This window comes from Arthrobacter sp. M4 (assembly GCF_020251205.1).
Taxonomy (GTDB): domain Bacteria; phylum Actinomycetota; class Actinomycetes; order Actinomycetales; family Micrococcaceae; genus Arthrobacter.
The window spans coordinates 103,375-129,468 of the sequence record NZ_JAIWYX010000005.1 but is presented as its reverse complement, the minus strand read 5'-3'; the positions used below and the strand labels follow the sequence as shown (position 1 = coordinate 129,468).

The window sequence follows — 26,094 nt, the reverse complement described above, 5'->3', positions numbered from 1 at the left end:
GTTTATCCCTTCCTTAGCCGCGGCCAGCGCCGGAGTAAGGCAGCAGGGCAACTTCGCGGGCGTTCTTGATTGCCTGCGCGATCTTGCGCTGTTCCTGCACGGTAACGCCGGTGACGCGACGTGCACGGATCTTTCCGCGGTCGGAGATGAACTTGCGCAGCAGCGCTACGTCCTTGTAGTCGATGACGGTGATGTCAGCGGCCTTCAAGGGGTTGGATTTTGGTTTGGGCTTACGGAGTTCAGCCTTAGCCATCGTGGAGCTCCTTTTCTATGGAGCCCGTGGAATGGATCCACGGGATGGTGGTGTTCGACGGCGTCTGTCGCCTAGGTGCCTCGCGGCGCCAAGTGCGTTGTCCGGCGTCGAACGTGAATGTTTGGGTTAGAAGGGAGGTTCGGAGTCGGGGCCGTTGCCCCAGCCGCCCGCGTTGCTGACCCCCGGGGTAGCCCAAGGGTCTTCCTGCGGCGCAGACTGGCCACCGCCCCATCCGCCGGCGTTGCCGCCCTGGTTTCCACCAGGACCGCCGCCGAAGCCACCGCTGTTGCCGCCAAAGCCGCCGCTGTTGCCACCGAACCCACCGGCTGCGCGCTGGGTGCGGTTGACCTTGGCGGAGGCATAGCGCAGGCTGGGGCCGATTTCGTCGACCTCGAGCTCAATAACGGTGCGCTTCTCGCCTTCCTTGGTCTCGTAGGAACGGCTCTTCAGGCGACCCGAGACGATAACGCGCATCCCCTTCGTAAGGGACTCGGCAACGTTCTCAGCAGCCTCCCGCCACACCGATGCGCGGAGGAACAGGGTTTCCCCGTCCTTCCATTCATTGCTTTGGCGGTCGAAGGTCCGGGGAGTAGACGCGATGGTGAAGTTTGCTACGGCCGAGCCTGACGGTGTGAACCGCAGTTCCGGGTCATTGGTGAGATTGCCAATGACGGTGATAGTGGTTTCGCCTGCCATCTACTGCCTCCTTGTGCGTTTCCTGCGAATTAAAGATGCGAAAGTGGCTGATTACTCAGCAGCAACCTTCTGGTCTTCGGGGCGGATGATCTTGGTGCGCATGATGGTCTCGTTCAGACCAAGCTGGCGGTCAAGCTCCTTGGCGGCAGCAGGCGATGCGGTGAAGTTCACCACAGCGTAGATGCCTTCGGACTTCTTCTTGATGTCGTAGGCCAGGCGACGACGGCCCCAGATGTCAACCTTTTCGATGGTTCCACCATCGGCGGTGATGACATTCAGGAACTTCTGAAGCGACGGCTCAACGGTACGCTCGTCGACCTCGGGGTCGATGATCACCATCAGTTCATAAGGACGCATATGTGAACCCACCTCCTTTGGGCTAAGCGGCTACGGTATTTCCGTAACAGGAGGTTCATTTGCGAATGTTTGCGCTTCCCCCAGGCCGCCAAAAACGGCATCGGGGCGCAGCACAGACTTCACAATCTTAGTGCATGTCCCGCACCCAAAGCTATTCGAGACGACACTCGAACGGAATGGGTGCGGGAGCGCTATGTGGAAAACAGTCTCGTCCTCCACTGTGAATGCGGATCCTAGAAGTACGACATGGTGAACTCAGCCGAAAGGTCGCCGAAGTGGGCCATTGCCATCAGTTGGGCGCCGAATTGACCGAGCATCGATCCGGCGTCGGCGAGCTCCGTGTCTGTGATACGCAGGGGTCCGCTCGGCAGGCGGCTATGGCCCATCGCCACCGATCCGACTGCTGCGATCATGATGAGCAACAGGGTGATGACGTAGACCACCAGATAGGAGCCGATTGCCGTCACGGCGCCGGTCCAAAGTTTGGATACGTCGACGTCGGCAAGCCACCGCTTGGCGGCTGCCTGCAGTGGCAGCTGAGGAGCGGAGGGATGCTCCTGCGGCGGAAGCTAGGAAGAATAAGCGCAGCGCGCCAGTCAAACGACGGCGGTTGTGGATAACGGGCCGCCACGGAATGGCTGACTTCCCCGAACGGACTTAGTTCGCTGATTAGGGTTGGACCATGGATGCACTCAGGCGGCCCCGACGGCGGCGCAGCCGCTTGCGCTTTTTTGTCATGGTGGTGTTGGGAGCCCTTGCCTCCCTAACGGCCGCCCTACAAGGCAACGTCCTAGCGGCGCCGGCAGTCGGCTGGGCCACAGCTGCCCTTGTTTACGTGGTCTGGGTCTGGCTGGTGGTCGGGCCCATGGGTCCGGTGGAGACGCGAGCACACGCCACCGCCGAGGATCCTTCGCGCACGGCCACAGATATCCTGATTCTTACGGCCAATCTGGGAAGCTTGGCCGCGGTGGGCATGGTAGTGGTGGCTTCCCACATACCCGGACAATCGCCCGGCAGCGCCTTGGGAGCCGCCGCCCTGGCCCTTGCCAGCACGGCACTGTCTTGGATGCTGGTCCAGACGTTGTTCACACTTCGCTACGCGGAGCTGTACTACGGGTCCGGAACCGACGGCGACGCCGGTGAAGTTGGCGGCATCAATTTCAACGACCCGCGCCCACCCCAGTACACGGACTTTGCCTACCTGGCTACAAGCCTGGGCATGACCTATCAGGTATCAGATACCGCCATCGAGAACCATCGCATCCGATCTGAGGCCCTCAAACACAGCCTGTTGTCGTACCTCTTCGGTACCGTCATCTTGGCTGCCACCATCAACTTGGTCCTCGGCGTCGCCGGGTAGTGAGCCCTTTATCGAGTCAGAGGTTGGGAAGTTCCCTGGGCAGTACCAAAGAACCGTTCGGCAACGGTGGCCAAGCGGTACGGGTCTTCCACGCCACACAGCTCGCGGGCCGAGTGCATGGACAGCAGGGGGATGCCAACATCCACAGTCCGGATGCCCAGGCGGGTAGCCGTGAGGGGTCCGATGGTGGAGCCACAGGGAATGGCGTTGTTTGAGACGAATTCCTGGTATGGAACATCGCTCGCCCTGCACAGGCCGGCCCACAACGCGGCGCCAGTGGCGTCGGTGGCGTAACGCTGGTTTGCATTGATCTTCAGCAGCGGTCCGCCGTTGAGGACCGGCCGGTTGGCGGGGTCGTGGCGTTCGGGATAGTTGGGGTGAACCGCGTGGCCTGCGTCCGCGGACACACAGAACGACGCAGCCAGGGCCTGCCGACGTTCGCTCACCGTTGCGCCGAGGCCGTCAGAGATGCGGACCAGGATGTCCTCCAGCACCGGACCGGACGCGCCGGACCGCGACGACGAACCGATCTCCTCGTGGTCAAAGGCGGCGAGCAGCGCGATGGGCGCCGAGCCGCCCACCGGCTTGCCTGAACTGGCGGAGCCGAACAGCGCCTCCGCATGGCGGATCAAGGCAACGAGGCCGGCGTGTGTGGAGGACAGGTTGTCGAGGCGGCCGGATGCGAAGAACTCGTCGTTGGCGCCGAAGACCGCAGGTGGCTGAGTGTCTGCCACAACCACGTCGTAACCGCCTATCTGGGCCGGATCAAGGGTGGCCGTATCGGATCTGGCGGCGAGCAGTCCCAGCAAGTCCTGCTGCGCGGGATCTCCCAGGCCAAATACTGGGTTCATATGCTGCTGCTTGTCGAGCGTGAGTCCCTCGTTCACGGCGCGGTCCAAGTGGATCGCCAACTGGGGAAAGCGGAGGAGCGGGCCAGTCGCGGTCAGGTGCTCGGTGCCGTCAAGCGTCACGAGTCGACCGGCGAGCTGGAGTTCACGGTCCAACCAGGAATTCAGCAAGGGTCCGCCGTAGATTTCGACCCCCGCCTGGAGCCAACCTAACTTGCCCGTGGTGGGCTTCGGCTTGAGCTTGAACGACGGCGAATCAGTGTGTGTGCCGATGATGTGGAACCCCGTGGATGGCCCGGCGCCTTCGGGAAGCACCCAAGCGATCAAGGCACCGTCGCGGATAATGTAGCTGCCGCCCGGCGTCGGGTTGTCCCAGGACTGGAGTTCGTCCAGCCGCTTGAAGCCGGCTGCGTCCAACCGCCGGGCCGCCTCATGTACCGCGTGGTAGCTCGACGGCGACGCGCTGACGTAGGCGCCCAGGTCCTGGATGTGGTCGAGTGCAGCGGGGTTTGAAGGCATGGCACCGAGTCTAGTCCGGTGGTCAGGGCCCCTTGGCGAGCACGGCCAATGCCGGTGTGGGACTCAGGTGAACCAACGCCGCGGACACTCAATTTCGGCCGAATCTCCACTCAGTTAGCGGCAAAACACCACTCAGTGCCGATTTCCGTGCCCTAGCCTTCGGGTTATGAGCCAGCCACCGTCACAACCTCCTGCCTCCCCGCCGCCGTTCCCCGAAGGTTCCGCCTATCCGCCGCAGCAGCCACCGTACAGTCCGGCTTCCGCTCCCTGGGTGGTGGTGCCGAGCCAGCCCAAAGGTTTCTCCGTGGCCTCCATGGTGCTCGGCTTGTGCAGCATCTTCCTCGGCTGGACGTTCATTGCCCCCTGCATCGGTCTCATCCTGGGAATTGTTGGCCTCCGCAGGGAACCCGCAGGAAAGGGCATGGCGGTTACAGGCGTGATCCTCAACGGAATCATGCTGCTCGGCTGGGTTGTCCTCGTACTCATAGTGGTCAGCGTGGGAATGATGGGAGTCATGTCAGGATCCAGCGTCAGCGCGCACTCCCTCACACAGTAACGTTGAGCGTTGCCGTGTAGCCGCCGGAGGCGGAGCCGGTCATCGTTGCCAGCTGGTAGATGCCGCCGTCGTTTCCAAAGACGTTGTCCCTGGTCAGGGGCGTGTTGGGGAAATTTCGGGCACTGGTTTCGTAACCGGCGCTTGCGTAGACGTCCTTGCAGGCGGCCTCCGTGAGGGCAATCTGGGAAACACGCAGGACCCTGCCGGCGTCAGTGGCGTTGCTCATCGATTCGAACACCTCGAAATGGATGTGCGGCCATCGCCCGTTGTAAGCACCGGGGAAAATTGTGGTGAAGCTGAGCTGCCCGTTGGCGTCAGCTTCCTGGACTCCGCGCAGGTAGTTTTCATTCTCCAGGTCGTTGTCGTACATGGAGTACTTCCCGTCCCTGTCGCAATGCCAGGCGTAGACGGCGGCTCCGGCCAGCGGTTTGCAGCCGTTCGAGTTGTTCAACAGGGTCAGGGTGACCTTGAGCGGCACACCCGGGGCCTTTGTGTTGGACGTGCCGAAGCTGGTGGTGATGTCCTGTCGTACGACGCCGGAAGCCTCCAGGACGTTGGGACCGTTTGAGCCGTCGCCTGGAAAGGGGCCGGATGTCTCCTGCGGGATCTCCACGCCGCACTCCGCAATCGCCCGGGTGACCGTTGCGGAAGCTGACGCTGGCGCACTGGAGGCCGGTGCCGTCGTCGAACTGGCTGTTGCGCCAGGGCTTGCCGCGGCAGTTGAGGTGCCCGACGCCGTCGAACTGGTACCGCTGCCAGCTCCCGGAGTGCAGGCGGCGAGGGCAACGGCGGCACCGCCGCCGATCAGGACACCCAGTGTCCGTCGGCGGCTGAGGAGGACCGAGAGGTCGAACTCGAGCCCACGGTCATGGTAGGGGTGCGGGCCACGGCTATCTTGGTTCTTCGTCATGCATCCATGGAACAGCGGTGGCCTATGGAGTGAACATACCTATGCTGTGTGCCTGCTGTGAGCTCAGTAGTCGGGATTGCTCGGCACTACCAGACCGGTTTCATAGGCATACACCACGGCCTGGACCCTGTCGCGCAGTTGCAACTTGCTGAGGATCCTGCGGACGTGCGTTTTGACAGTGGCCTCGGACAGGAAGAACTTCTGCGCGATTTCAGCGTTGGACAGTCCGGCGGCAATGGTTTCCAGGACCTCGGTCTCGCGCCGCGTGAGTTCGGCCAACAACGGGTCCGGCGCTGGCTGCGCTGGCGTCCGGTGGCCGCGCACGTACGTTTCGAGCAGTCTTTGTGTTACTCGCGGCGCCACCACGGCGTCTCCGCTGGCCACCAGTCGAACTGCCTGGACAAGCTCCGCTGGCGCCACATCCTTCAGCAGGAAGGCGGAGGCACCGGCCTGAAGCCCTGAGAAGGCATACTCGTCCAGGTCGAAAGTGGTGAGGATGATGACCCTCGCGGGGGAGCCGGATTCAGTAATCCTTCGCGTGGCTTCGATTCCGTCCAGGATGGGCATTCGGATATCCATGAGGACTACGTCAGGCCGTGCAGCGTCCACGGTGCGGACAGCCTCTGCCCCGTCAGAGGCCTCGCCGACGATCTCCAGGTCCTCTTCGCCCTCGAGGATCAGCCTGAAACCCATCCGCAACAGCGGCTGGTCGTCCACCAGCAGGACCTTGATCTTGCCTTCTTCACTCATGATTTCCCCCGATCTGAGTTCCAATAAAGCTCCGTATGGACGCGCCAACCCCCTCGCGGACCATGCCCGGCGTCGACGCTGCCAGAGAAGATCCTTGCACGTTCGCGCATCCCGTTGATGCCCTGTCCTGTGCCGAGGCCCGAAGGGAGGGGTCCAGGTCCGGCATGGCCTGCCCCCAACCCGCTGGGGGAGCCGCCGCTGTGGGGGCCGCCGCTGCCGGAAGCAGCTAACTGCCCCACCCCGAGAGTTTCGACGGCGGCACGCGCCCCACTTGCGGTGGTGCCCGCTGGTACCCGGTCATCAAAAGCTGCCCGGCCGTCGTCGGACACGTCAATGGTGACCGCATCGCCGTCGCGCGCGATCTCAACGTCCACCCTGCTCAAGCCGCGGGCGTAACGCAGAACATTGGTGAGCGACTCCTGCAGGATGCGGTATACAGTCAGGCCAAAAGCCGGATCATCCGGCAGCGCGGGACCACTGTACTGGACATGCAGCGGCAGCCCGGCCGTGCGGAAGCCGTCAAGGAGCGCGGAAAGGTCGTTTCCTGCGGCGACCGGCTGCAGCGGCGGATATTCCCTCGACTCGTCCCTGAGGACGCCCAGGACGCGCCGCATGTCCGCAAGCGCCGTGCGGCCTGTGCGTGACAGTTCGCCCAGCACCTCGCCGGCACGCTCGGGATCCTTCCGGACCACCACAGCGGCGCCGTCGGAGAGACTGATCATCACTGTCAGGGAGTGCGCCACGACGTCGTGCATTTCCCGGGCGATGCGCGTGCGTTCGTTGACCGAACCTAGCTGAGCCGTCCGCGCTGCCCACGCAGCTACTTCCTGTTCGTGCTCGCGGCGCTGGCGGACCGAGATACCAATGCCAAGGGCGATCAAGTTTGAAAGCACAATTGAGACCGATGCGGCGATGTTGCTGACCAGATGGAAGTTCTCCGGCATTCCCTCGGCGTTGGGCCGCAACGTATCGGGGCTCATAAAGAGGTACAACAGGGACAACGGCAGGCTTGCCAGCGCGAAAATAACGAGTGCCCGGCCACGTGGCCGGCTGACGCCCACAGCATAGAGGGCGAACCACAGCCCTGCGGAAACGTTGGAGCCCCAAGGGTTTAGGAGCGTCGCCAGGACTTCCAGGACAGCGACGACGGCGGCCACCGTCACCGCATACCGGCGCCTGGCCATGAGGACCGCCGCAATTGCGGACAGAACGACGGCGGCGAGCCACTTTCCCTCCACAACGGAACCGATCAAGGTCGGCGCCGCGAGCACGAGGTAAATGAGAACCACAACAACGTCCATCGCCAGCGGACGGTCGTAGAAGAAGCGCCTAATGCGGCCACGTCGCCGTGCCGCAATCTCGGCAAAGGACGCATCAGCCGGGAAGGCTGACGCGTCCTTTGCCAGATTGGCCGATGTGGCCTGGGGTTTAGACATCCCGCTTCTTGATGGCGATAAGTGCCGGCACGAGGAACAGGATGACGTAGCCGAGGAAGATCAGCCCACCCATTGCCGGATCGAGGATCCCCTCTGCCCTGCCGATGGCTAGGAATCGGCCGGCGGCTTCGCTGGGCAGGTACTGGGGCACGTACTTCCAGAACTCGCCAGGGGCGAACTGCAGGAAGTTGGCAGCAAAGGGCAGGACGAACATAATGCCCACCAGGACGGTGATACCGCCCGCGGAATTCTTCAATAGCGTGCCAAGGGAAAGTCCGATCAGTGCGACACCGGAGACGTACAGGCCGCCGGTGAGCAGGCTGTACAGCACTCCGTCTGTACCCCAGTTGAGTTTCAGGCCAAGGCCCTCAAACATCGGCTGGGACAGTGCGAACGTGATGAGTCCACCGATGATGGAAAGTACGTAGGAGATCAGCACCAGCACGATGGCCTTGGCCACGAACGTGGAGATCCGGCCCGGGGCGGCGTTCATGGTGGAACGGATCATCCCGGTGGCGTACTCCGAAGCGATGAACAGGACGGCCAGTGAACCGAGGACCAGGATACCGATGTTCAGCCCAGCATTGGGCAGGTTGTAGAGGTCAAACCCCTGGCCGGGAGGGAAGGACTGCACGGCCTGCTCGGCAGTCAACTTCTGGCCGCCAGGACCGCCGTTCCGGCCTAGGCCCTTCACCATGCTGTCGATGATGTTCCACCGGACCAGGGCCGAAAGCCACCCGACCCCAACAATCGCCACGAGCGTCAGCACCACCAGAAGCTTGGTGCTCATAAGGGTCCGGAACTTCAGGAACTCGGAGTTCAGTACGCGAAGAAGGTTGACGCCGTGGTTACCCGCAGCTGAGGCAAGCGGTGAGGGGCTGTTGGTGGCCGGCGTACCGGCGGCGTGCCGGGCGGACGTTGTGGCGCTCATGACTGTGTTCCTCCCGTGGTTGCTTCCGGCGCGGGGATGTTGCCGGCTGGTTGCGGGGCTTGGTGCGGGCTGAGGTGGGAGTGGTACTCCACCTCGTCCCTGGTGAGCTGGAAGTAGGCTTCCTCCAGCGATGAGTTCAGAGGGGTCAATTCGTACACAAGCACACGGTGGTCAAGGGCCAGGCGGGCGATATCGTGCGGATCCAGTCCCGAGACTTCAAGTGTCTCCGGCTCATCCTGGGCCACCTTGACGCCGTCGCCTGCCAAAAGTCCAGCGAGACGCGTTGTTTCGGCGGTGCGGACCCGCGTGCGCTTGCGGGACTGGCTTTCGATCAGCTCTTCCACGCTGGTGTCGGCGATGATCCTTCCGCGGCCAATCACAATCAGGTGATCTGCGGTTTGGGACATTTCCGACATGAGGTGGCTGGAAATGAACACCGTCTTGCCCTCGCGTGCCAGGTAGCGGGCAAGGTTGCGGACCCACAGGACACCTTCCGGATCCAGGCCGTTGACGGGCTCGTCCAGGATGAGCGTCTGGGGGTCCCCAAGCAAGGCATTCGCGATGCCCAGCCTTTGTCCCATACCCAATGAAAAGCCGCCTGCCTTCTTTTTGGCGACGGCGGAAAGGCCGGTCATGTCGATGACCTCATCCACGCGGGACTTCGGGATGCCGTGGGTAGCCGCCATGGCCCGCAGGTGGTTGTAGGCTGAGCGGCTTGTGTGGAAAGCCTTGGCATCCAGCAGCGCGCCCACCTGGTGTAGCGGGGCCTTGTGCTGCGCGTAGTGCTTGCCGTTGACGGTAACGTCACCCGCCGTCGGCCGGTCAAGTCCCATGATCATCCGCATGGTGGTGGACTTTCCGGCTCCGTTCGGGCCTAGGAACCCGGTTACCTTACCGGGCTGGACAGTGAAGTTGATGCCATCGACGGCGGTTTTGTCGCCGTAGACCTTCTTGAGGCCTCTTGCCTCGATCATGGAAGCGATCCCTTCGCTCGGGTGGGGCGGTGGATGTTGGGGACTGTGCTTTCAACGCTAGTCACGCATGGCACGGAAATCGCCTATCCCAGGGATGATTCAGGGTGCGATCAGGGTACTCCCCATGGATGATCCGGAGATTCGGTATTCACCTTGAGGGGCAGTTCACCTTGAGGCGCATCACACACGCTGGGGACTGCTGCGGTTCAGAGGACGCTGTGTGGCGCATAGCACACCAGCGCACTGCGGCGGACAGTGAACTCTGCCCGACGAACGCCCGGGAGAGGCTCCCCGTCAACGGCCAGTACAAGCGATTGGTTGTCGGCTTCCACCACCAGGCTGTCCGCCTCACGTAGGTGGGTGACTTTGGATGACCCGGCCGTTCCAGTGAGGACCGCCCAGAGCAGCCGCACCCGGGCAAATGGCTCGTCCGCGGTGACCATCCGGATGTCCAAAAGGCCGTCATCAAGAACCGGGCGGACCAGCGGCGCAAGGTCCCGCGGGTAGTAGCGTCCACGGCCAAGGTACAGAATCCATATCTTGTGCCGGACGCCGTTGATCTTGACGTGCGTTGGGGTTGAAGCGCCAAACGTCCGCAGTCCCGCCACTACGCCGGCCAAGGGCTTGCCGAGGGCGGCCGTCAGATGCTCACGCCGACGAACCAGGTTCGGGTACACCCCAATGCTGGCAGTGTTCAGCATGGTCAGGCTGAGACTCTCGGGGCTGTCGACGAGACCGCGCTCTACCAGAACATGGCCCAGGTCCAATTGCACGGCCTGGCCCAGGGCAGCAACGGTTGCTGCCGTCTCCACCGAGTCAATCGATACGTCGCGGGCAAAATGGTTCAGGGTGCCGCCCGGCAGTACCAAAAGAGGGAGGGAATGTTCGACGGCGGCAGCCGCCGCGGTGCCAACGGTTCCGTCTCCGCCCCACACACCCAGAGCCCGGGCACCTGAGCCAGCCGCTTTGCCGATTTCGGCGGCAACATCCTGTCCGTCCGAGATTTCAAAAATATGCGCCTTGGGGAATGCTTCTTGCAAGGTGGTGGTTGTTTCCGGCGTATAGGACCCGCCCTTCTCGTTCACGACGATGGCCAGCCCGGCTCCATCTGGGAGTTCCGGGGCGCGTGCCGGAGTCCTCCTTGGTTCTGGAACCTCCGGTTTTACTGGCCACCAGTGGCGGGTTAGGAGCGCCGCTGATGCACCGATCGCTGAACCGAAGAGGACGTCCGAGGGCCAATGGGCTCCTGTGTGCACACGAGAGTATGCAACTCCGGCCGCGACTGGTGCCAAGGCCAGGCCAACACCGGGATGCACCATTCCAGCACCCAAGGCAAACGCCACCGCCGACGCAGAGTGCCCGGATGGCAAGGACGAACTGGTGGGCTGGGGGTGCACAAACCTGAACACGGGCAAATGTTCCGGCAACGGTCTGGCGCGGGGGAGAAGCGTCTTGAAAACGATGTTTGTCACTGCGGATGCCACACCTAGCGCCAGCACGCCGTGGAGAGCCGCCCGGCGTGGCCTGCCTGGGATGACGGCCAATAGGCCTGCGGCGGCAAACCACAGCTTGCCCTTGGTGGCCGCAGCCGATAACTCCCGGAAGAATCCGTCGTGGGCACCATGTGGCAATCGGGAAACAACCCTCACCAGGGTCCGGTCCATTGCGGCGATCCTGCCCGGTCCTTTGTGCCACAGCAAACGCCGGAACTGGCGGCTGGACATGGAGCCTCGGTCGAGAGCACGTCGGTAGATGCGGCTGGAGATTTCCTGCACAGGCCCACCTTAGCGCGGTGGTCCGCCGGCTCCCATGGGTATCTGTCCGGACCCAGAGCCTGGACACCGTGAGATCAGGACCGTGATCCCATGGGTCTCAAACGGTCACATGGCTAGGATTGGGCCATGGCGAGGCTCTTCGATCCCCGTCCCCTGCCAGTCGGCGCCACGGTGGCCGTCGGAAGCACGCTCTTGCTCGCTTTGGCTGTGCCTGGGTTCCTGCTTGCTGCGGATCCGCTCAACGTGCCGTTCATTGGCTTGGACTCCGATTGGCACCAATGGGTGGAAGACCTCCGCACTCCTTTCTGGGACGGAGTGAATGCCGTGTTGAATTGGCTAGGGTACACCGGTGCCTTCGCGGCCCACGTATTACTGTCTGTGTTCCTGATGCTCCGCCGACGGCCCTTTGCAGCCGCATTTGTAGCCACTGCCGGATTTGCCGCCCTCGGGCTGACCCAACTGGCCAAGTGGTTGGTGGGGCGCCCAAGGCCTGCCGATGCCGTGGTTCTGACAGACACTGGTTCATACCCGTCAGGGCATGTATCAGCCACTACTGCGTTCGTTGTAGTCCTGGCACTTATGGTTGCCCGGGCTTGGCTGTGGATCCTCTCCACCATAGGCGTGCTGGCAATGATGTTCAGTCGCACTTATCTAGCCGCTCACTGGCTCACCGACACGTTCGCAGGAGCGGCGATTGCCGCCGTCGTTGTTTTGCTTATCTGGCTGGCCTTCCAAAAAGTATGCGTCAGGGAGAATACTGACGCTCGGCGGATGCTGACTTGGCTTTCAAGGGCCGGGCGGCGCCGGCGAGCAGCAGCGCAAGGAGAATCGGCGCCCCAATAGCCAACAGTGCCCGGTGAATGCCTGTGAGGTCGCCAAGGTAACCAAGCAGGGGAGGGCCTGCGAGGAACGCGATGTAGCCGATGGTCGAGACCACGGAAACCCTTGCTGCCGCGTGCTTGGGGTCGTCCGCTGCGGCCGACATGCCCATGGGGAAAGTCAACGCCGCGCCAACGCCCCAAAGAACGGCCCCTATCCCCGCAAGGATGATGTTGTTGGCAAACACAAACAGGGCCAAGCCCGCCGCAGCGGCTGCCATGCTGGCACGCAGCACGGGCACGCGACCGAAGCGGTCTATCACGGATCCACCGAGGAAGCGCATCAGGGTCATTCCGGCAACAAACACAGCAAACAAGATGGCTCCGACGGATTCTGAAGCGTGGAGGCCGTCCACCGTTGCCTTGGAGATCCAGTCGTTGCCGGCGCCTTCCGTGAGTGTGGCACCGAGGACCACCACGCCGATCAGCAGAGTGCGGCCATCGCGCCACGCTGCCCCGGGCTTGGCCCGTTCGCCGTCCACCTCCGCGGCCTCGGCCGGGGCAGCGTGCGGAATGAAGAAGCGGGGAGCAATAAGGCCGGTTAGAAGAACAAGGGCCACGATGGCAATCAGGTGGGCCGGGAGCCCAACGCCTAGCTGGGACAGACCAGCTCCAAGGAGCGCTCCGATGAAGGCTCCACCGCTAAAAGCTGCGTGGAACTGCGGCATGATGGTGCGCTTCATCCGGTGTTCCACATCCGCACCTTCGATGTTCTGGGCAACATCCCACAGGCCAATCGCAATGCCGAAGAAAAACAGGCCGACTGCGGTCAGGATGACCGATCCCACCTTGAGGGCCAAGGCGATGCCCAGGCCAGCGACGGCGACCACCACGCCGGCGCCGCGGACGGTGTTCCCGGTTCCGATCCTGTTGATAACCCAGCCTGCGGATGGAAGTGCAATCAGCGAACCAACGGCGATGCATAGCAGCAGGGTTCCCATCTGGCCGGATGTGAGGCTCAAGGCCTCCGTCACAGCGGGAATTCGGGCAGCCCAGCTGGCAAAGACCAGTCCGTTCATGGCGAAGACGACGAACGTGGCCACGGCTGCCGCCTGGACGTTGATCTCTTTGTTCGCGGTCATACGGTGACAACTTCCACGGAAAGCCTTTCAAGTTGGTCAAGTTCGTTGGGGTCTGGCTGCCGGTCGGTTACGAGGACATCCACCGATTCCATGGCCGCCACAAGGGCGACCGCATTCGCGTTCCATTTGCTTCCGCTGCAGGCGGCGACAACCCGGGCTGCGGACTCGATGCCAGCCCGCTTGATCGCAGCGTCCTCCAGGTCGTGGGCAAGTAGTCCGTCCTTCAAGGACACTGCACAGGGCGTCACGACGGCGACGTCGAAGCGCAGTGATCGAATATTTGATTCGGCCATGGGGCCACGAAAGGAGAGTTCGCCGGGGACGAGGCTCCCACCGGGCATAAGCAAGTTCGGGCTGCTCCCGGACTGAGGTTCCGCCAGGATTTGAACCGAGCGGAGGGACATCGGCATGATTGTCATCTCCCGACGCGCCAACTTCCGCGCAATTTCCGTGGCAGTTGAGCCGCTGTCCAGCCATACGTACTGACGGTCACCCAAGAGTTCGGCTACAGCTGACGCGATCCTGACCTTGGCACCCTGATCCTCCAGCTCCCGCTGGCCGTAACCAGGAGTGTCACCTCGAGCCACCAGGCTTCTGGCTCCGCCGTGGATTCGTCGAAGGACTCCGTGGCTGGCAAGCACGTCAAGGTCGCGTCGGATGGTGGCCCCGGAAGCGCCGCATTCTGCAATGAGCTCGTCAACGGTGATTTCCTCCCGCTTACGCAGGAGGTCTCCAATCAACCGGTGCCGGTCTTCCGTCTTCACTAGTCAAAGTTAGCAGACAATGATCATTTAATCATCAATCATGATCATTTGATGTGAATTCGGTTTCATACCGCCGAAGAACGGCGTGGGTCACTCCTTGACCTTCCAGGTTGGCCGTACAGCACCAGCGCGTTCAGCCATGCGGCGTCGCCGTCTGGCCAGCTCCCGTTCCCGGTCCAGCACCGGGCTAATGCCCAACGCCAGCCGGTTCCCGACGTGCAAAGTCAGGGGCATGCTCCGGCCGTGGACCAAAGCCAATCATGAGTGCAGGCAGCTTGCGGAACCAGGGCACGTGGCGGGCCATGAACAGCACAGGGCTTGGGGGACCGGCCAATTGTCCGCGCACTGCGGGGCCGAAAATGGCCTCCTGAAGAAGCAACTGCACGTTCTGTATTACTACTGTGGGGAACCAGCGGCGCTTTTGGACTGAGGCCAGGTCCGCTTCACCGATATTCCCACGGAGGAGCGGCTCTGCGATCCGTTTCGCCGCCGCCACGGCGTCCTGAATGGCCAGGTTGATGCCAACTCCTCCGGCCGGGGACATGGCATGTGCGGCATCGCCGATCAGGAGAAGTCCGGGTTTGTGCCAACGCTCTATTCTGTTGAGCCTAACGTCCAGCAGGTGCAGATCATCCATGGAGCGGATCTCGTCCACGCGGTCGGCGAAGTCTGGCCGCAAGCGGGATACGCGCCCGCGAAAACGCTCAACACCCTCGGCGCGTAGCTGCGGGTCCATTCCCTTCCTCGCTATGTAGGCAATTTGGTAGTAGTCCCTCCGAGTCAGGCTCAACAACACCTCGTTGCCCGCGAAACGGGGTGTAAGGCTTGCAATCTCCTGTTTGTCCGGATTGCGGGAGAGTCGGAACCACCACGTGTCGAAGGGAACCGGGAACTCCCGGGGGAGCATCCCTGCCTTCTGCCGCAATACCGACCCCCGTCCATCGCACGCCACCGTAAGGTCGGAACGGATTTCACCAGTTCCGGTCTCCCCGCCGGAGGTCTCCCGGGTGCGGTAGGCCACTCCTGTGACTTTTCCACGGTCGTCGTACAGCAAGTCTGTGGCCTCGGTGTTCAGCCGGATCGTGAAAGTCGGCTCTTTTTGGGCGGCTTCCACCAAGAAGGTCAGGAAGTCCCACTGCGGCACCATTGCGATGTAGTTGTACGGAGACCGTAGCCTCCCGAAGTCGGCAAGGGTGACGTCGCCCCCGCCCTTGGGAAGCCGGAAGCTGCCAAGCTTGCTTTGCGGGAGTGCACGGAAGCCTTCACCCAAACCGAGCTCGTCGAGCAATCTAATCGTGGAGGGGTGCACCGTGTCGCCCCGAAAGTCCCTAAGGAAGTCGGCATGCTTCTCCAGGACCGTGACTTGGACCCCAGCGCGGGCCAACAACAGTCCCAACATGATCCCAGCGGGCCCTCCACCCACCACCAGACACGTCGTTCGCTGATTCCCCTCCATAACTCAACTATCCCGAGTTTGGATACGGATATCACCCCTTTGGTGCCTAACCGCGTGGAACCATGGAGCCCTAGGGACACCAGGCGCAAGCAGCGCCGTGGCCAAGACGCTACCCAGCGGCCGTGAGGAACTGCTTCAGGAGCGGGCCGCTGGTTGTCGCGCCCAGTCCGCCATCCTCAACAAACACGGCCACGGCAAGGTCCCCGTGAACAGCAACGATCCACGCATGTGTCTTCGGTGGGTTCTCCTTGCCGTACTCGGCGGTACCGGTCTTGGCGCCCACAGGAGCTCCCCGGACCTCAGTCAGGAAGCCTGCATGGCCGGAGGTGACCACTGCGCGCATCATGTCGGATAGTTGGGCAGCCTCCTGCTTGGTGACGGGAGTAGCCGGCGCGGTTGCTTGGGCACTCGGCGCAGAACCGGATGGCACCGCTGAACCTGACCCGGCAGCGGATCCAGTCGGAACAGCCGACGGCGACGCTCCCCCCGAAGGCTGCGGCACGGCGTCGGGGTTTAGGACAAGCTGGGGCGAGACTGGAGATCCCTGGGCGACCGACGCGGCCATCACCGCGGCCGCTAGGGGAGACAGCAGGACCTTGCCCTGACCGATCATCGATGCCGCGTGCTCTGTGCCCTCCGCGCTGCCGGGGACTGAACCCAGGAACGCTGCGGCACCAAGTTTGGGCGCCTCCACAGCCACCCCGAGCGACGTGGCCGCGGATTCCAGCTGGGCTTGGCTGACGCCGTCCCGTGCGGCTATGAACGCCGTGTTGCAAGAGTGCGCGAACGCATCGCGGAGTGTCACCGAGCCCAGTGAACCTTCCGGATACCCCTCGGCATTCTTGAAAGTTCTGCCGTCGACGGTCAGCGTCGGCGTGCAGTTGACCTTGGAATCGGGTGTCATACCGTTGCGGATCATTGCCAGGGAATCGACAATCTTGAACGTCGATCCGGGAGCGTACTGACCCAGCATCGCCGTGTTATAGCCGTTGCTCCCTGGACCGCTGGCCGCTGCGAGGACCGCTCCATTCGAGGGACGGAGGGCAACAATCGCGGACGCTGGGCCAACCCCTGCCAAGGTGTCTTCCGCCAATTGCTGCAGCCGCGGGTCAAGAGTTGTCTTGAGCGATGCGCCACTCACGGCCTTCACCGCGAACAACTCCCGAGCCGAGGCCGCTGATCCGGCAGGGGGTTCAGCAGGCACGGCTCCGATGGTCACACCGTCAGTGCCTCGCAAGAGGGAATCGTATTGTTCCTGGAGCCCGCCGTTGCCCGTAGTGTCTCCGAGCTGCAGCGCCCCGTTGGTTTTCTCGATTTGCTCCGCGCTGGCCTGTCCGACGCTTCCAAGCACAGCCCGCGCGAAGGTGCGAGTCGGGGCCAAGGGCATGGTGTCCTGCACGCTAACTGCACCGGGAATGGTTGCCAACTTGGCTTGGCTGATTTCCGGCGTGAAGGCACGCAGAACAATGCCTTCAACGAAGGCTTGTGGGCCCGACGCTGCCACTTGTTGGGCATAGGTAGTTGCATCGAGTCCGGCTAATCCAGCCAATGCCCGGGCGGAAGCATCGGCTTGCTCTGCGGGCACCTTGGTCTTGTCGATGCCAACGCGATAAACCGGGCGGTCGACGACGATGGGCGCGTCTCCTGCACCCAGAATGTTTCCGCGCTGGGCAGTAGAGACTTTGAGGTCAAGGACTTCACCGTCCGTCAATTCCGGCGCGAGCATCCCCGAAGTCCATTGGACGCGCCACTGGTCCTTAGACTTGGCCAACGTCGCCTGGGTGGTGTACTTCCATTCGGCTTCGCCGACCTTCCAGGAATACTCAAGCGGAACCGTTGCCTTGTCACTGGAGAGATCAACTTTCCCGGCGCTGACATTCGGCTTGGCTGGCGCCAGTTCCTTGAAGACCGCGGCCAGCCTCTTGGCCGCAGCATCCTGTTGGATCCCATCCAGGGTGAGCGATCCGACGTCGAGCGCCGACAGGGCAGCGGCCAACTGCTTGGCTCCGCTTTCCGCTCCAGCACGTCCGTCGTCGCACGCCGTCAGCGTGCCAGCAGTCACCAGGGCAACGAGGCCCAACACGATATTCCTAGGGTTCCCCACCCGGGCCATTATGCCTGCTGACACTGACAGTTCCGCGCCGCGCTGTTCGGGCGCCAATCGCCCCGGCTAGCCCTTGGTGCGAATTCAGTCCCGGATGATGGCCTCCAATGCAGGTTTCTTCGCCTCGAAATCAGCCTGATCCAGGAACCTGGCAACCCTGGATACTTCGCCTTCGCCTTCCAACAGCCCGCCCTCATCGCTGATTGATGCGCCTTGGTGGAACATCAGCGTGACGTTCTTCTTTGACTTGGGGAAGAAAGACGCAATGTTGCCCTTGTAAATAAACGTGGGCGCTTGCCATTTGATGGCCTCGCCGACGGATGGGTCCACGGACAAGATGAAGGCCCTGATGTCGGCAACAAGTTGCCTGTTGGGGTTGTCATATTTCTGCAGCCAAGCGTCAACGTCCGGGTTGCGGTTGTCCATGCAGCAACAGTAGGGCCGACGACGGCGCCCGTCACCTACCGTGCGGGCAGGACCTCATCCGCGGTGTCATCGTAAGCATGACGGGCCCGGAGGATGGCAGGGACGTTGTTCTCCGCCCACTGTCGCAACAGGCCCAAAGGCTCCAGGAGGGATTCGCCCAGATCGGTCAGCTGGTAGTCCACACGTGGCGGAACCTGGGCATACACAGTACGGGTCACCAGGCCATCCCGTTCCAGCGTGCGCAGGGTCTGGGTGAGGACCTTCGGCGTCACCACATGAACCATGGACCGCAGTTCGGAGAAGCGAGCCGGGCCGTTCCGCAGAACCTCAATTACCAGCGAAGCCCATTTATCGCCTACGCGCTGGAAAATTACCCTCGATGGACAATCCGGGTCCAGGATGTTTGCTGGCAACGGGGCACCGCCGTTATGTACGACTTCCCGGTCCAGGAGCTGGCGACGATTCACGCAGGAACCCAACTTCCATTGAGGTACTAAGTATCAAAAAGAAACTTTTAGCCAGCCTCAACCATAGCAAGCGGGCAACGTCGTGAAAACTTCACACGGACTACGTCCGGTTGACGGCCCTCCGCCACGGCAGCACAGAGGCCGAAGGCCGATTCAGGTCCAGGCGTAACCGGTCAGGACTACCTGCAAACGGGCCCCCTTGCGGATCGTCCATTCCATGCACGCGAACCGGATCGAAGTGCGGATCCCAGACATCCCACACCACGCGGAACATCAAATATGCCGTGGCCAGCATGTGTGCAACAACTGCTAGTACGTAGTACGGCATATCTATGTTGTGCTGGCTAGGGCCTCCACTGGTTACCTGGCCAAGGTACATCCACACAGCGCCCCAGTGGAGGGCTTCTGCAGCCTGCCAGAGAAGGAAATCACGCCAACGTGGCCGGGCAAGGGCCAGCAGTGGCACCAGCCACAGAACAAACTGCGGCGAATACACCTTGTTGGTGAGGATAAACGCCGCCACGATCAGGAACGCCAATTGCGCCAGCCGCGGGCGTCGCGGAGCCGTGATGCCCAACAGTGCGATCAGGCCACAGGCAGCCAGGAAAAGCCACGTGCCGGCGGTATTGATGAGGGCAGCCTCAAGAGGAACCCAGTGCAGCCGGTCCGCCACTAGGTTGTAGGCGAACCAGAGGGAGCTGTAGCCGGCAGGTCGGTCCTCGGAAAACTCAAAAAAATAGCGCCAGCCGGTTGGATTGATCGCAGCGACCGGGAGGTTTACGGCCAGCCAAGCTCCAGCCGCGGACGCGGCGGTCACCAGCAATGGTTTCAGCTTTCCAGTCCGCAGGGCCAGCACAAGGATGGCCCCCATGATCAACAGTGGATAGAGCTTGGTGGCCGTGCCTAAGCCAATGAAGATGCCCGCCACCACCAGGCGGCCACGGGAAAATGCCAGCATGGCAACGGCCAACATGCCAACGGCCCACATGTCCCAATTGATCAGGCCGGCCAGAATGATGCCCGGTGCCAGGGCGACCATCGCCGCGTCCCATGGCCGACGGGCGCTCATTCGGGAAGTTGCCAGGACCGTGACGATCCAAACGGCGGCCACGAGGGTGGCGTTGACGTCGAAGTACCCTAGGACGCGGCTGGCGTTCACGCCGGATCCGGGTACCAGTGCAGCCGTTGCCCCGGCAATAACCCCCATGATCACCGGGTACTCGAAGTAGCTCCCTTGGGTGAAGAAGGGGAAAACCCCGTCGCCCAGGCCGCGGTTGCGAAACAGCTCCGGGAAGTCGGAATAGCAGGTGGCGTAGAACTGGGTGGGAATCTGCCAGCCGTTGAGCCTGCAGTGATTCTTGACCACTACGGCAAGCAGCGCCGCGATCACCGTCAAGATGATCAGTACGCGCTCCACGGTGAAGATCCGTGGCAGGACAACCCCCGGCTCGGTTCGGTGTCCCAGAGGACCGCCGATGAGCTCAGTGAAGTTGCGCAGCAGCGCGTCAGCTCGGCTGGGAACAACAAAGCGCGCACGCCTCGGCTGATGGTGCGGCTCTGTCTCCTGCATGGTTTCGAGCATACAGTCCGCTAAATGAAGCCCGCGAAAGGGGAGCCCCACGCCCTGGACAGACCTGCTTAACTGGCGTGGGCTCCCCATGACCCCTCGATCTTGCCGCAACTAGTCAGCGGATCGCGCTGGTGTGGAGGATCACATAGACATCTTCACGGCGCTGGTCGAATAACTGACCATTGATGAGGTTCCAGTCCCTGGGGGTTGGGTTCCAGTTGAATATGGTGGAATTCTTGGCTTTCCTGCGCATCAAGTCACCTCCTTTCGGAAAATAGTCCTCATGGGACAAATTTGGCATGGCAAATAGACCGGCCATTGAGATAAAAGAAGGCCGATAACGGGAGCACAAAATAGCTGAAATCCACTCGACGCGTAACAGGCCAAAGGTGGGAACGCATCGCAGCCAGCCCGGATTTTTCGCGGGACACGGCGTGGTGAAGGGTTCTTCCCTCAGGCTTTTAGCCCACAGGACACAAAATTGCCACGCAGCGGCATCAGCAATGGATATGTGTCAGAGCGAAGATCGCTGGTTCAGCCCGGATTGACCAGGGGACTGACCCCGATTTCAGGCTGCGGACAGGCCTCGAAAATTGCGCGCACGGCAGCGGAAGGCCGGGGCATGGCCAGCGTCAATCGTCCAATCGCTAGTCAAGGTAATCATCTCCCAACCTCCTCTTCCGCCAGGCCCCCGGCGGCTCAGGCCGACAGGAAGCGCATAAATGATCCCGGCAATTCGCTCTAGGATCTGGAATAAAAGGTACACGATCAATCCGGACTTGACCACCGAATTTATTCGAATTTCACAAATTCCGTAAAGTTGTCTATTTCCTAAAGACCCCAGCGCACGATTGCGGGCGTTTTCTTGTCCCACCCCAGGGTGCAGACCTTCGCTGTGCCCAGGATGAAGTGCCGACCCTCCCGCGCGTCCATCTCGAGCCACCGGGCTGTAAGGATGCGCGAAAAGTGGCCATGCGCAACAATCAGCACGTTATCCATCCCGGATTCCAGGACACGGGCGATGATCTTGTCGGCACGGGCGGCCACCTCATCCAGGGTTTCACCGTTGGGAACCCCGTCCGTCCAGATCAGGTAGTCCGGGTTGTCCTTGCGGATGAGGTCCGAGCTGATGCCCTCGTAGTCCCCGTAGTTCCATTCAACGGCCAGCGGCTCATGCACGGCATCCGGAAAGCCCGCCAGTTCGGCCGTCCGACGCGCGCGCCGCAGCGGCGAAGTGAGCACCAAGTCGAAGTCGATCCCTTCAAGGACTTTGCGTGCCTCCACTGCCTGCTGCTCACCCTCTACGGTCAGGGGGAGATCGGTCAGGCCGGTGTATTGTCCGCTCTTGGACCACTCGGTCTCGCCGTGGCGCATGATCCACAGCTGCGGACGTGCGGTGTTGGCGGGTGCGTTCAACTTAGGACTCCTTAGTATTCGGCGAGTCGGCTGCGGGGCCGCCGGTGGACGGTGCGGAGCCGTTATCGGAAGGTTCAGCGTCGTTCGTGAAGGCGACGGACTCCGGCTGCTGGGCCCACCACGCCCGCAGCCTGGCTACAGCCTCGTCGTGGGGCAGAGGCCCGTGCTCCATTCGCTCCTCAAGTAGGAATTTGTAGGCACGACCCACAAGGGGACCAGGCTTCAGGTCCAGCAATTCCATGATCTGTGCGCCGTCAAGGTCGGGACGAATCGCGTTCAGGGACTCCTGCTCGGCGAGAGCCGCGATACGCTGCTCCAGATCGTCATACGCGAAGGAGAGCCGGTCCGCTTTCCGCTGGTTGCGTGTGGTGACGTCGGAGCGCGTCAGGCGGTGGAGGCGTTCCAAGAGCGGTCCTGCGTCCGTGACATACCGCCGGACAGCCGAGTCGGTCCAGCCGGCGTCACCGTAACCGTAAAAACGCATGTGCAGTTCCACTAGGCGGGCCACGGCCTTGATGGTGTCGTTATCGAAGCGCAGCGCCTTCATCCGCTTGGTGGTGAGCTTGGCGCCCACCACGTCATGGTGGCGGAAACTAACCCCACCGCCAGGCTCGAATCGCCGTGTAGCCGGCTTACCGACGTCGTGCATTAACGCCGCGAAACGGAGGACGAAATCCGGGCCGGGAACCGGGCCTTCAGGCCCGGTCTCAAGCGCCACAGCCTGCTCCAACACCTGCAGTGAATGCTGGTAGACATCCTTATGGCGGTGGTGCTCGTCGGCCTCAAGGCGCAGGGCGGATACTTCCGGCAGGACGAACTCAGCAAGGCCGGTATCCACCAGCAGATCGATGCCGATGCGCGGATGGGCACCATTAATGAGCTTGACGAGTTCCTCACGGACTCGCTCGGCGGAGATGATTTTGATTCGCTCGGCCATCCGCGTCATCGCCTCGCGGACGTCCTGATGTACGTCCACACCCAACTGAGCAGCGAAGCGCGCAGCCCGCATCATGCGCAGCGGGTCGTCCGAGAAAGAGTCCTCGGGAGTGCCCGGGGTGGACAGCACGGAAGCGTGCAGGTCACGAATGCCGCCAAAGGGATCCACGAGTTCCATTGAAGGCAGCCGCAGGGCCATCGCATTAATAGTGAAATCGCGGCGCAGGAGGTCGTCCGCGAGCGAGGAACCGAATGCCACCACTGGTTTGCGGGAATCCGGATCGTAGGCCTCGGCGCGATATGTGGTGATCTCGATGGTCAGGCCGCCCTTGCGCATCCCGATCGTCCCAAAGTCGCGGCCAATTTCCCAGAAGGTGTCCGCCCACTTCTTGATGATCTTGATGGTCTGGTCCGGCGTGGCATTGGTTGTAAAGTCCAGGTCGGGGGAGGATCGACCCAGGAAGAGGTCACGAACCGGCCCGCCAACGAGGGACAGCTCAAATCCGGCGTCGACGAATCGCTGGCCGAGGTCCAATACGACCGGATCCATCTGAAAGTTGACTGAAGAGCTGTCCAATACCTGCGCCATAGTCCCTTAAGCTTGGCAGATTTTACTTCCACCTTGGTGCACAGTTACCTTCAGCGCGGTCTCCCGCCGTCCACCTTTAGGTCATGTTCCGGTCATCAACTCCGGGCAAGAGTCGTTAGAGTGGACTTCATGGCCAACCCGATCCCGAGCGCTCCAGGCAGGAGGACGAACGCACCGTTGCCGTCGGCAATCGGTGCACACGTCGCGCCCGTCGCGCACCCGGTCCAGGCCTCCCTCCCCACTGTGGAGGAGATCTCCGCCGGCGGCGTTGTGGTGGACACGTCCGACGGCGAATTGCGGGTTGCGATTATTGCCCGCCTCAACCGGGGTGGTCGCCTTGAGTGGTGCCTTCCCAAGGGCCACCCGGAGGGCAAGGAAAACAACGAGCAGGCAGCAGTCCGCGAAATCGCCGAAGAAACGGGGATCAAGGGCAATATTCTGGCCCCGCTCGGCAGCATCGACTACTGGTTCACCGTAAGCGGCCACCGTGTGCACAAGACCGTGCACCACTTCCTATTGGAGGCCACCGGCGGCGAACTGACCATCGAAAACGACCCCGACAAGGAAGCCGTAGACGCCGCCTGGGTGCCCATCCACGAGTTGGCGCGCAAGCTTTCTTTCCCCAATGAGCGGCGGATCGCCGACCTGGCCCGAGAGGTCCTTCCCGAACACCTCTAGGTGTTCCGCGGGTGCCCTTAAAGGGTCTCAACACCCACTCATGGGACGATTAAGCCGATGTCTGCCGCCAAATCAGCCCAGTCCGTCCAGTCCGGAGAAGCGCGTTCCGGTGCCATCATGGCCGCTGGCACGCTGGTGTCGCGCTTTCTCGGTTTCGCCAAAACGTGGATGCTGGCCGCCGCGCTGGGCCTCGGTTCAACGGTCAATGACACCTTCATCAATGCCAACAACCTGCCAAACCTGATCTTCCTGCTGGTTGCGGGCGGTGTGTTCAACGCCGTACTGGTGCCGCAGATCATCAAAGCCAGCAAGGGGCCGGACCGGGGAGCTGACTACATCAGCAGGCTCCTGACACTCGCTGTGCTGGTGATGCTGGGGTTGACCCTGCTGGTGACGCTGGCCGCACCCTGGGTCATCGACCTAACAACGCAGGGATATTCACCCCAACAAAAAGCCCTTGCCGTGAGCTTCGCGTTCTGGTGCCTCCCGCAGATCTTCTTCTACGGCCTTTATGCGCTGCTGACGCAGGTCCTGAATGCCAACGGCGCCTTCGGCCCGGCCATGTGGGCGCCTATTTTGAACAACATAGTGGCCATCGCCGGCCTTGGCATGTTCATCTGGCTCCTCGGCTCAAACAACACCAATCCGCACACCCTGGACAACTGGGGCGATTCCCAAACTTTCCTGGTTGCGGGGTTCTCCACTATTGGCGTGGTTTCCCAAACCGCCATCCTGCTGATTCCCGTCATGCGGCTGCGGCTTGGCATCCGTCCGCGCTTTGGCTGGCGCGGCGTCGGACTCGGCCACGCCGCGAAGCTGAGCGTCTGGACGCTCCTGACTGCCGCCGTCGGGCAGTTGGCGTTCCTCTATGTCATGAAGGTGGCTACGATCCCTGGCGCTGAGCGCCTGAGGCTGGAGCACGCTGGCGACCCTACCGCGAAGGCCCTTCCCGGTAACGCGGTGTTGGAGGTCGCCAGCCAACTGTATTTGCTGCCGCACTCGATCATTGCGCTGTCGCTTGCCACTGTTCTTTTTAACAGGATGACGCGAGCCTCCCAGAACGGTGACCGGGACGCCCTCCGCGACGCCCTCTCGCACGGACTGCGGACCATGGCCGTCGCCACCGTTTTCGGCGCGCTGGCCCTGTTCGCCCTCGCCGGCCCGTTGGGCATGTTCTTCTCCGGCGGCCTCAAGCAGGACGGCGTGATGCTGGCGCAAACGCTGACTATCCTGTCGCTTAGCACGCCCTTTATGAGCGCCAACTTCATGATGTCCCGAGTGTTCTACGCCAACGAGGACGCACGCACGCCCTTCTACATCCAACTGCTCCTGGCGGTGGTCAATGTTGTGGGCGCGTTCCTCATCCAGTTCCTGCCTGTCGGCCAGATCATCTTTGCCATCGCCATCCTGTACATGGTGGGGAACATCCTCTCCGTGGTGATCAGCGCATTCTTCCTGCGCCGGCTTTTGGGACACCTCGACGGCCCGCGCATCGCCAACTCCTACATCCGCATGGGTTATGCCGCCGCCGGGTCCGCCCTTGCTGGTGCAGTGGCCCTCTGGCTCCTGGGCAGCTATAACCGTGACGGCTTCGCCTGGAGTGACCGAATCGCGGCGTTGATCACCATCGTCGTGGTGGGACCGGTGATGCTGGTGGCGTATTTCCTGTTGCTTCGCCTCTTCAGGGTTTCCGAATTGGCAGACTTGCTCAGGCCGCTGCTGGGCCGCCTGGGCCGCGGTGGCCCCGCGCCAGCCGAGGACCACGAGCCCATCGAACGCGCCACTCTGTCTGACGACACCGGACTGATTCCGCGCATTTCCGGCGAATTCGACGCCGCGTCCTTCCGGGCCGGCCCCGCGACCGGACAGATTCAGCGGGTGCGGCCGGCAGTCACCTTGATGGGACCCGTGCCAGAAGAAGGGACACACGACGGCGGCAGTCATCAGGGCGGGGCGAGTGCTTCCAATACGGTCGACGCCGGTACGGCGGCTGAGGTCGACGCCGGCACGGAGGCTGAGGTGGATGCCAGTGCCGACGTTGGCACCGAAGGAGGTTCCGGCGTCGGGCCTTATCTTCCTGAGGAGGATGTTCCCAGCACCGCCCAGGGCGGAGGGGACCAGGCACAGATCCCGTTGCCGGGCCGGAGAACTTACCAGGGCGAGCTCGGGCAGAACCCACATTTCACCCAGCGGACCCGGCGGAGACGCTAATATCACGTCGTCGAAGTGTGACATCAAGCGCTGGACCCGGGCTGCTGGCCGCCCATCGGCTAGGATCAGAAGCTAGTACAGGTAGTTGCCAACCAGGGCTCAACCGGCTGGAACAAGACCAGTGTGAAGGGCCCGCAGCTCCTTAGACAGCC

General features: G+C 62.4%; 26 protein-coding genes. 5 read left to right on the top strand and 21 right to left on the bottom strand.

The window, feature by feature from the left end; genetic code table 11:
• Nucleotides 1–13: 13 nt before the first annotated feature.
• The 4 genes from rpsR to LD110_RS10660 all read right to left on the bottom strand — a co-directional run bounded on the left by rpsR (nucleotide 14) and on the right by LD110_RS10660 (nucleotide 1,773).
• Entirely contained in the window at nucleotides 14–253 is a 240-nt protein-coding gene (gene rpsR / locus LD110_RS10675) for a 30S ribosomal protein S18 (RefSeq protein WP_003800144.1), read from the bottom strand.
• A gap of 126 nt (nucleotides 254–379) precedes the next feature.
• Nucleotides 380–949, bottom strand: a complete 570-nt coding sequence (locus LD110_RS10670) for a single-stranded DNA-binding protein (protein ID WP_225498783.1) — start codon at nucleotides 947–949, stop codon at nucleotides 380–382.
• 51 nt (nucleotides 950–1,000) lie between these two features.
• Nucleotides 1,001–1,306 (bottom strand): 30S ribosomal protein S6, encoded by a 306-nt coding sequence (gene rpsF, locus LD110_RS10665; RefSeq protein ID WP_225498782.1) that lies wholly within the window; start codon nucleotides 1,304–1,306, stop codon nucleotides 1,001–1,003.
• A gap of 233 nt (nucleotides 1,307–1,539) precedes the next feature.
• On the bottom strand, nucleotides 1,540–1,773 hold the full coding sequence (locus LD110_RS10660) for a hypothetical protein (protein WP_225498781.1): 234 nt from the start codon (nucleotides 1,771–1,773) through the stop codon (nucleotides 1,540–1,542).
• A 215-nt stretch (nucleotides 1,774–1,988) separates the two neighbouring features.
• On the opposite strand from LD110_RS10660, the gene LD110_RS10655 reads away from it, so the two are divergent.
• Nucleotides 1,989–2,666, top strand: coding sequence for a DUF1345 domain-containing protein (locus LD110_RS10655; RefSeq protein WP_225498780.1), 678 nt, complete (start codon nucleotides 1,989–1,991; stop codon nucleotides 2,664–2,666).
• An 8-nt stretch (nucleotides 2,667–2,674) separates the two neighbouring features.
• Here the strand turns inward: LD110_RS10655 and LD110_RS10650 are convergent, their stop codons facing one another.
• Nucleotides 2,675–4,033: a M18 family aminopeptidase gene (locus LD110_RS10650; RefSeq protein ID WP_225498779.1), complete on the bottom strand. Its 1,359-nt coding sequence runs from the start codon at nucleotides 4,031–4,033 to the stop codon at nucleotides 2,675–2,677.
• A 166-nt stretch (nucleotides 4,034–4,199) separates the two neighbouring features.
• On the opposite strand from LD110_RS10650, the gene LD110_RS10645 reads away from it, so the two are divergent.
• Nucleotides 4,200–4,589: a DUF4190 domain-containing protein gene (locus LD110_RS10645; RefSeq protein WP_225498778.1), complete on the top strand. Its 390-nt coding sequence runs from the start codon at nucleotides 4,200–4,202 to the stop codon at nucleotides 4,587–4,589.
• Here LD110_RS10645 and LD110_RS10640 read toward each other — a convergent pair.
• The 6 genes from LD110_RS10640 to LD110_RS10615 all read right to left on the bottom strand — a co-directional run bounded on the left by LD110_RS10640 (nucleotide 4,579) and on the right by LD110_RS10615 (nucleotide 11,314).
• Complete coding sequence (locus LD110_RS10640) at nucleotides 4,579–5,499, bottom strand: intradiol ring-cleavage dioxygenase (RefSeq protein ID WP_225498777.1); 921 nt, start codon at nucleotides 5,497–5,499, stop codon at nucleotides 4,579–4,581. The genes LD110_RS10645 and LD110_RS10640 overlap by 11 nt on opposite strands.
• Before the next feature lie 63 nt (nucleotides 5,500–5,562).
• Nucleotides 5,563–6,249, bottom strand: a complete 687-nt coding sequence (locus LD110_RS10635; protein ID WP_225498776.1) for a response regulator transcription factor — start codon at nucleotides 6,247–6,249, stop codon at nucleotides 5,563–5,565.
• Nucleotides 6,246–7,685, bottom strand: a complete 1,440-nt coding sequence (locus LD110_RS10630) for a sensor histidine kinase (protein WP_225498775.1) — start codon at nucleotides 7,683–7,685, stop codon at nucleotides 6,246–6,248. Before LD110_RS10630 ends, LD110_RS10635 begins: the two co-directional genes overlap by 4 nt.
• Nucleotides 7,678–8,616: an ABC transporter permease gene (locus LD110_RS10625; protein WP_225498774.1), complete on the bottom strand. Its 939-nt coding sequence runs from the start codon at nucleotides 8,614–8,616 to the stop codon at nucleotides 7,678–7,680. Before LD110_RS10625 ends, LD110_RS10630 begins: the two co-directional genes overlap by 8 nt.
• A complete protein-coding gene (locus LD110_RS10620; protein ID WP_225498773.1) occupies nucleotides 8,613–9,590 on the bottom strand; it encodes an ABC transporter ATP-binding protein in 978 nt (325 codons plus the stop codon). The genes LD110_RS10625 and LD110_RS10620 overlap by 4 nt, the downstream gene beginning before the upstream one ends.
• A 206-nt stretch (nucleotides 9,591–9,796) precedes the next feature.
• Nucleotides 9,797–11,314, bottom strand: a complete 1,518-nt coding sequence (locus LD110_RS10615) for a bifunctional phosphatase PAP2/diacylglycerol kinase family protein (RefSeq protein WP_225498990.1) — start codon at nucleotides 11,312–11,314, stop codon at nucleotides 9,797–9,799.
• A 177-nt stretch (nucleotides 11,315–11,491) separates the two neighbouring features.
• Here LD110_RS10615 and LD110_RS10610 point away from each other — a divergent pair, with 177 nt between their 5' ends.
• Nucleotides 11,492–12,208, top strand: a complete 717-nt coding sequence (locus LD110_RS10610; protein ID WP_225498772.1) for a phosphatase PAP2 family protein — start codon at nucleotides 11,492–11,494, stop codon at nucleotides 12,206–12,208.
• Here the strand turns inward: LD110_RS10610 and LD110_RS10605 are convergent.
• From LD110_RS10605 to LD110_RS10560, 10 genes are all read right to left on the bottom strand, one after another.
• Nucleotides 12,111–13,325, bottom strand: a complete 1,215-nt coding sequence (locus LD110_RS10605; protein WP_225498771.1) for an MFS transporter — start codon at nucleotides 13,323–13,325, stop codon at nucleotides 12,111–12,113. The genes LD110_RS10610 and LD110_RS10605 overlap by 98 nt on opposite strands.
• Nucleotides 13,322–14,089: a DeoR/GlpR family DNA-binding transcription regulator gene (locus LD110_RS10600; RefSeq protein ID WP_225498770.1), complete on the bottom strand. Its 768-nt coding sequence runs from the start codon at nucleotides 14,087–14,089 to the stop codon at nucleotides 13,322–13,324. The genes LD110_RS10605 and LD110_RS10600 overlap by 4 nt, the downstream gene beginning before the upstream one ends.
• Nucleotides 14,090–14,276: 187 nt before the next feature.
• Entirely contained in the window at nucleotides 14,277–15,545 is a 1,269-nt protein-coding gene (locus LD110_RS10595; RefSeq protein WP_225498769.1) for an FAD-dependent oxidoreductase, read from the bottom strand.
• Between the two features lie 109 nt (nucleotides 15,546–15,654).
• Nucleotides 15,655–17,649, bottom strand: coding sequence for a penicillin-binding transpeptidase domain-containing protein (locus LD110_RS10590; protein ID WP_374200327.1), 1,995 nt, complete (start codon nucleotides 17,647–17,649; stop codon nucleotides 15,655–15,657).
• An 84-nt stretch (nucleotides 17,650–17,733) separates the two neighbouring features.
• Nucleotides 17,734–18,075: a DUF1801 domain-containing protein gene (locus tag LD110_RS10585; protein ID WP_225498768.1), complete on the bottom strand. Its 342-nt coding sequence runs from the start codon at nucleotides 18,073–18,075 to the stop codon at nucleotides 17,734–17,736.
• 35 nt (nucleotides 18,076–18,110) lie between these two features.
• Entirely contained in the window at nucleotides 18,111–18,542 is a 432-nt protein-coding gene (locus LD110_RS10580; protein ID WP_374200326.1) for a winged helix-turn-helix transcriptional regulator, read from the bottom strand.
• A gap of 100 nt (nucleotides 18,543–18,642) precedes the next feature.
• Nucleotides 18,643–20,112, bottom strand: coding sequence for a glycosyltransferase family 87 protein (locus tag LD110_RS10575; protein ID WP_225498767.1), 1,470 nt, complete (start codon nucleotides 20,110–20,112; stop codon nucleotides 18,643–18,645).
• Nucleotides 20,113–20,227: 115 nt separating this feature from the next.
• Nucleotides 20,228–20,365, bottom strand: coding sequence for a hypothetical protein (locus LD110_RS10570; protein ID WP_225498766.1), 138 nt, complete (start codon nucleotides 20,363–20,365; stop codon nucleotides 20,228–20,230).
• A 578-nt stretch (nucleotides 20,366–20,943) separates the two neighbouring features.
• Nucleotides 20,944–21,528, bottom strand: coding sequence for a histidine phosphatase family protein (locus LD110_RS10565; RefSeq protein WP_225498765.1), 585 nt, complete (start codon nucleotides 21,526–21,528; stop codon nucleotides 20,944–20,946).
• Between the two features lies 1 nt (nucleotide 21,529).
• Nucleotides 21,530–23,053: a CCA tRNA nucleotidyltransferase gene (locus tag LD110_RS10560; RefSeq protein WP_225498764.1), complete on the bottom strand. Its 1,524-nt coding sequence runs from the start codon at nucleotides 23,051–23,053 to the stop codon at nucleotides 21,530–21,532.
• Between the two features lie 129 nt (nucleotides 23,054–23,182).
• Here LD110_RS10560 and LD110_RS10555 point away from each other — a divergent pair, with 129 nt between their 5' ends.
• Complete coding sequence (locus LD110_RS10555) at nucleotides 23,183–23,731, top strand: NUDIX hydrolase (RefSeq protein WP_225498763.1); 549 nt, start codon at nucleotides 23,183–23,185, stop codon at nucleotides 23,729–23,731.
• A gap of 57 nt (nucleotides 23,732–23,788) precedes the next feature.
• Nucleotides 23,789–25,942: a murein biosynthesis integral membrane protein MurJ gene (gene murJ, locus LD110_RS10550; protein ID WP_225498762.1), complete on the top strand. Its 2,154-nt coding sequence runs from the start codon at nucleotides 23,789–23,791 to the stop codon at nucleotides 25,940–25,942.
• Nucleotides 25,943–26,094: the final 152 nt, after the last annotated feature.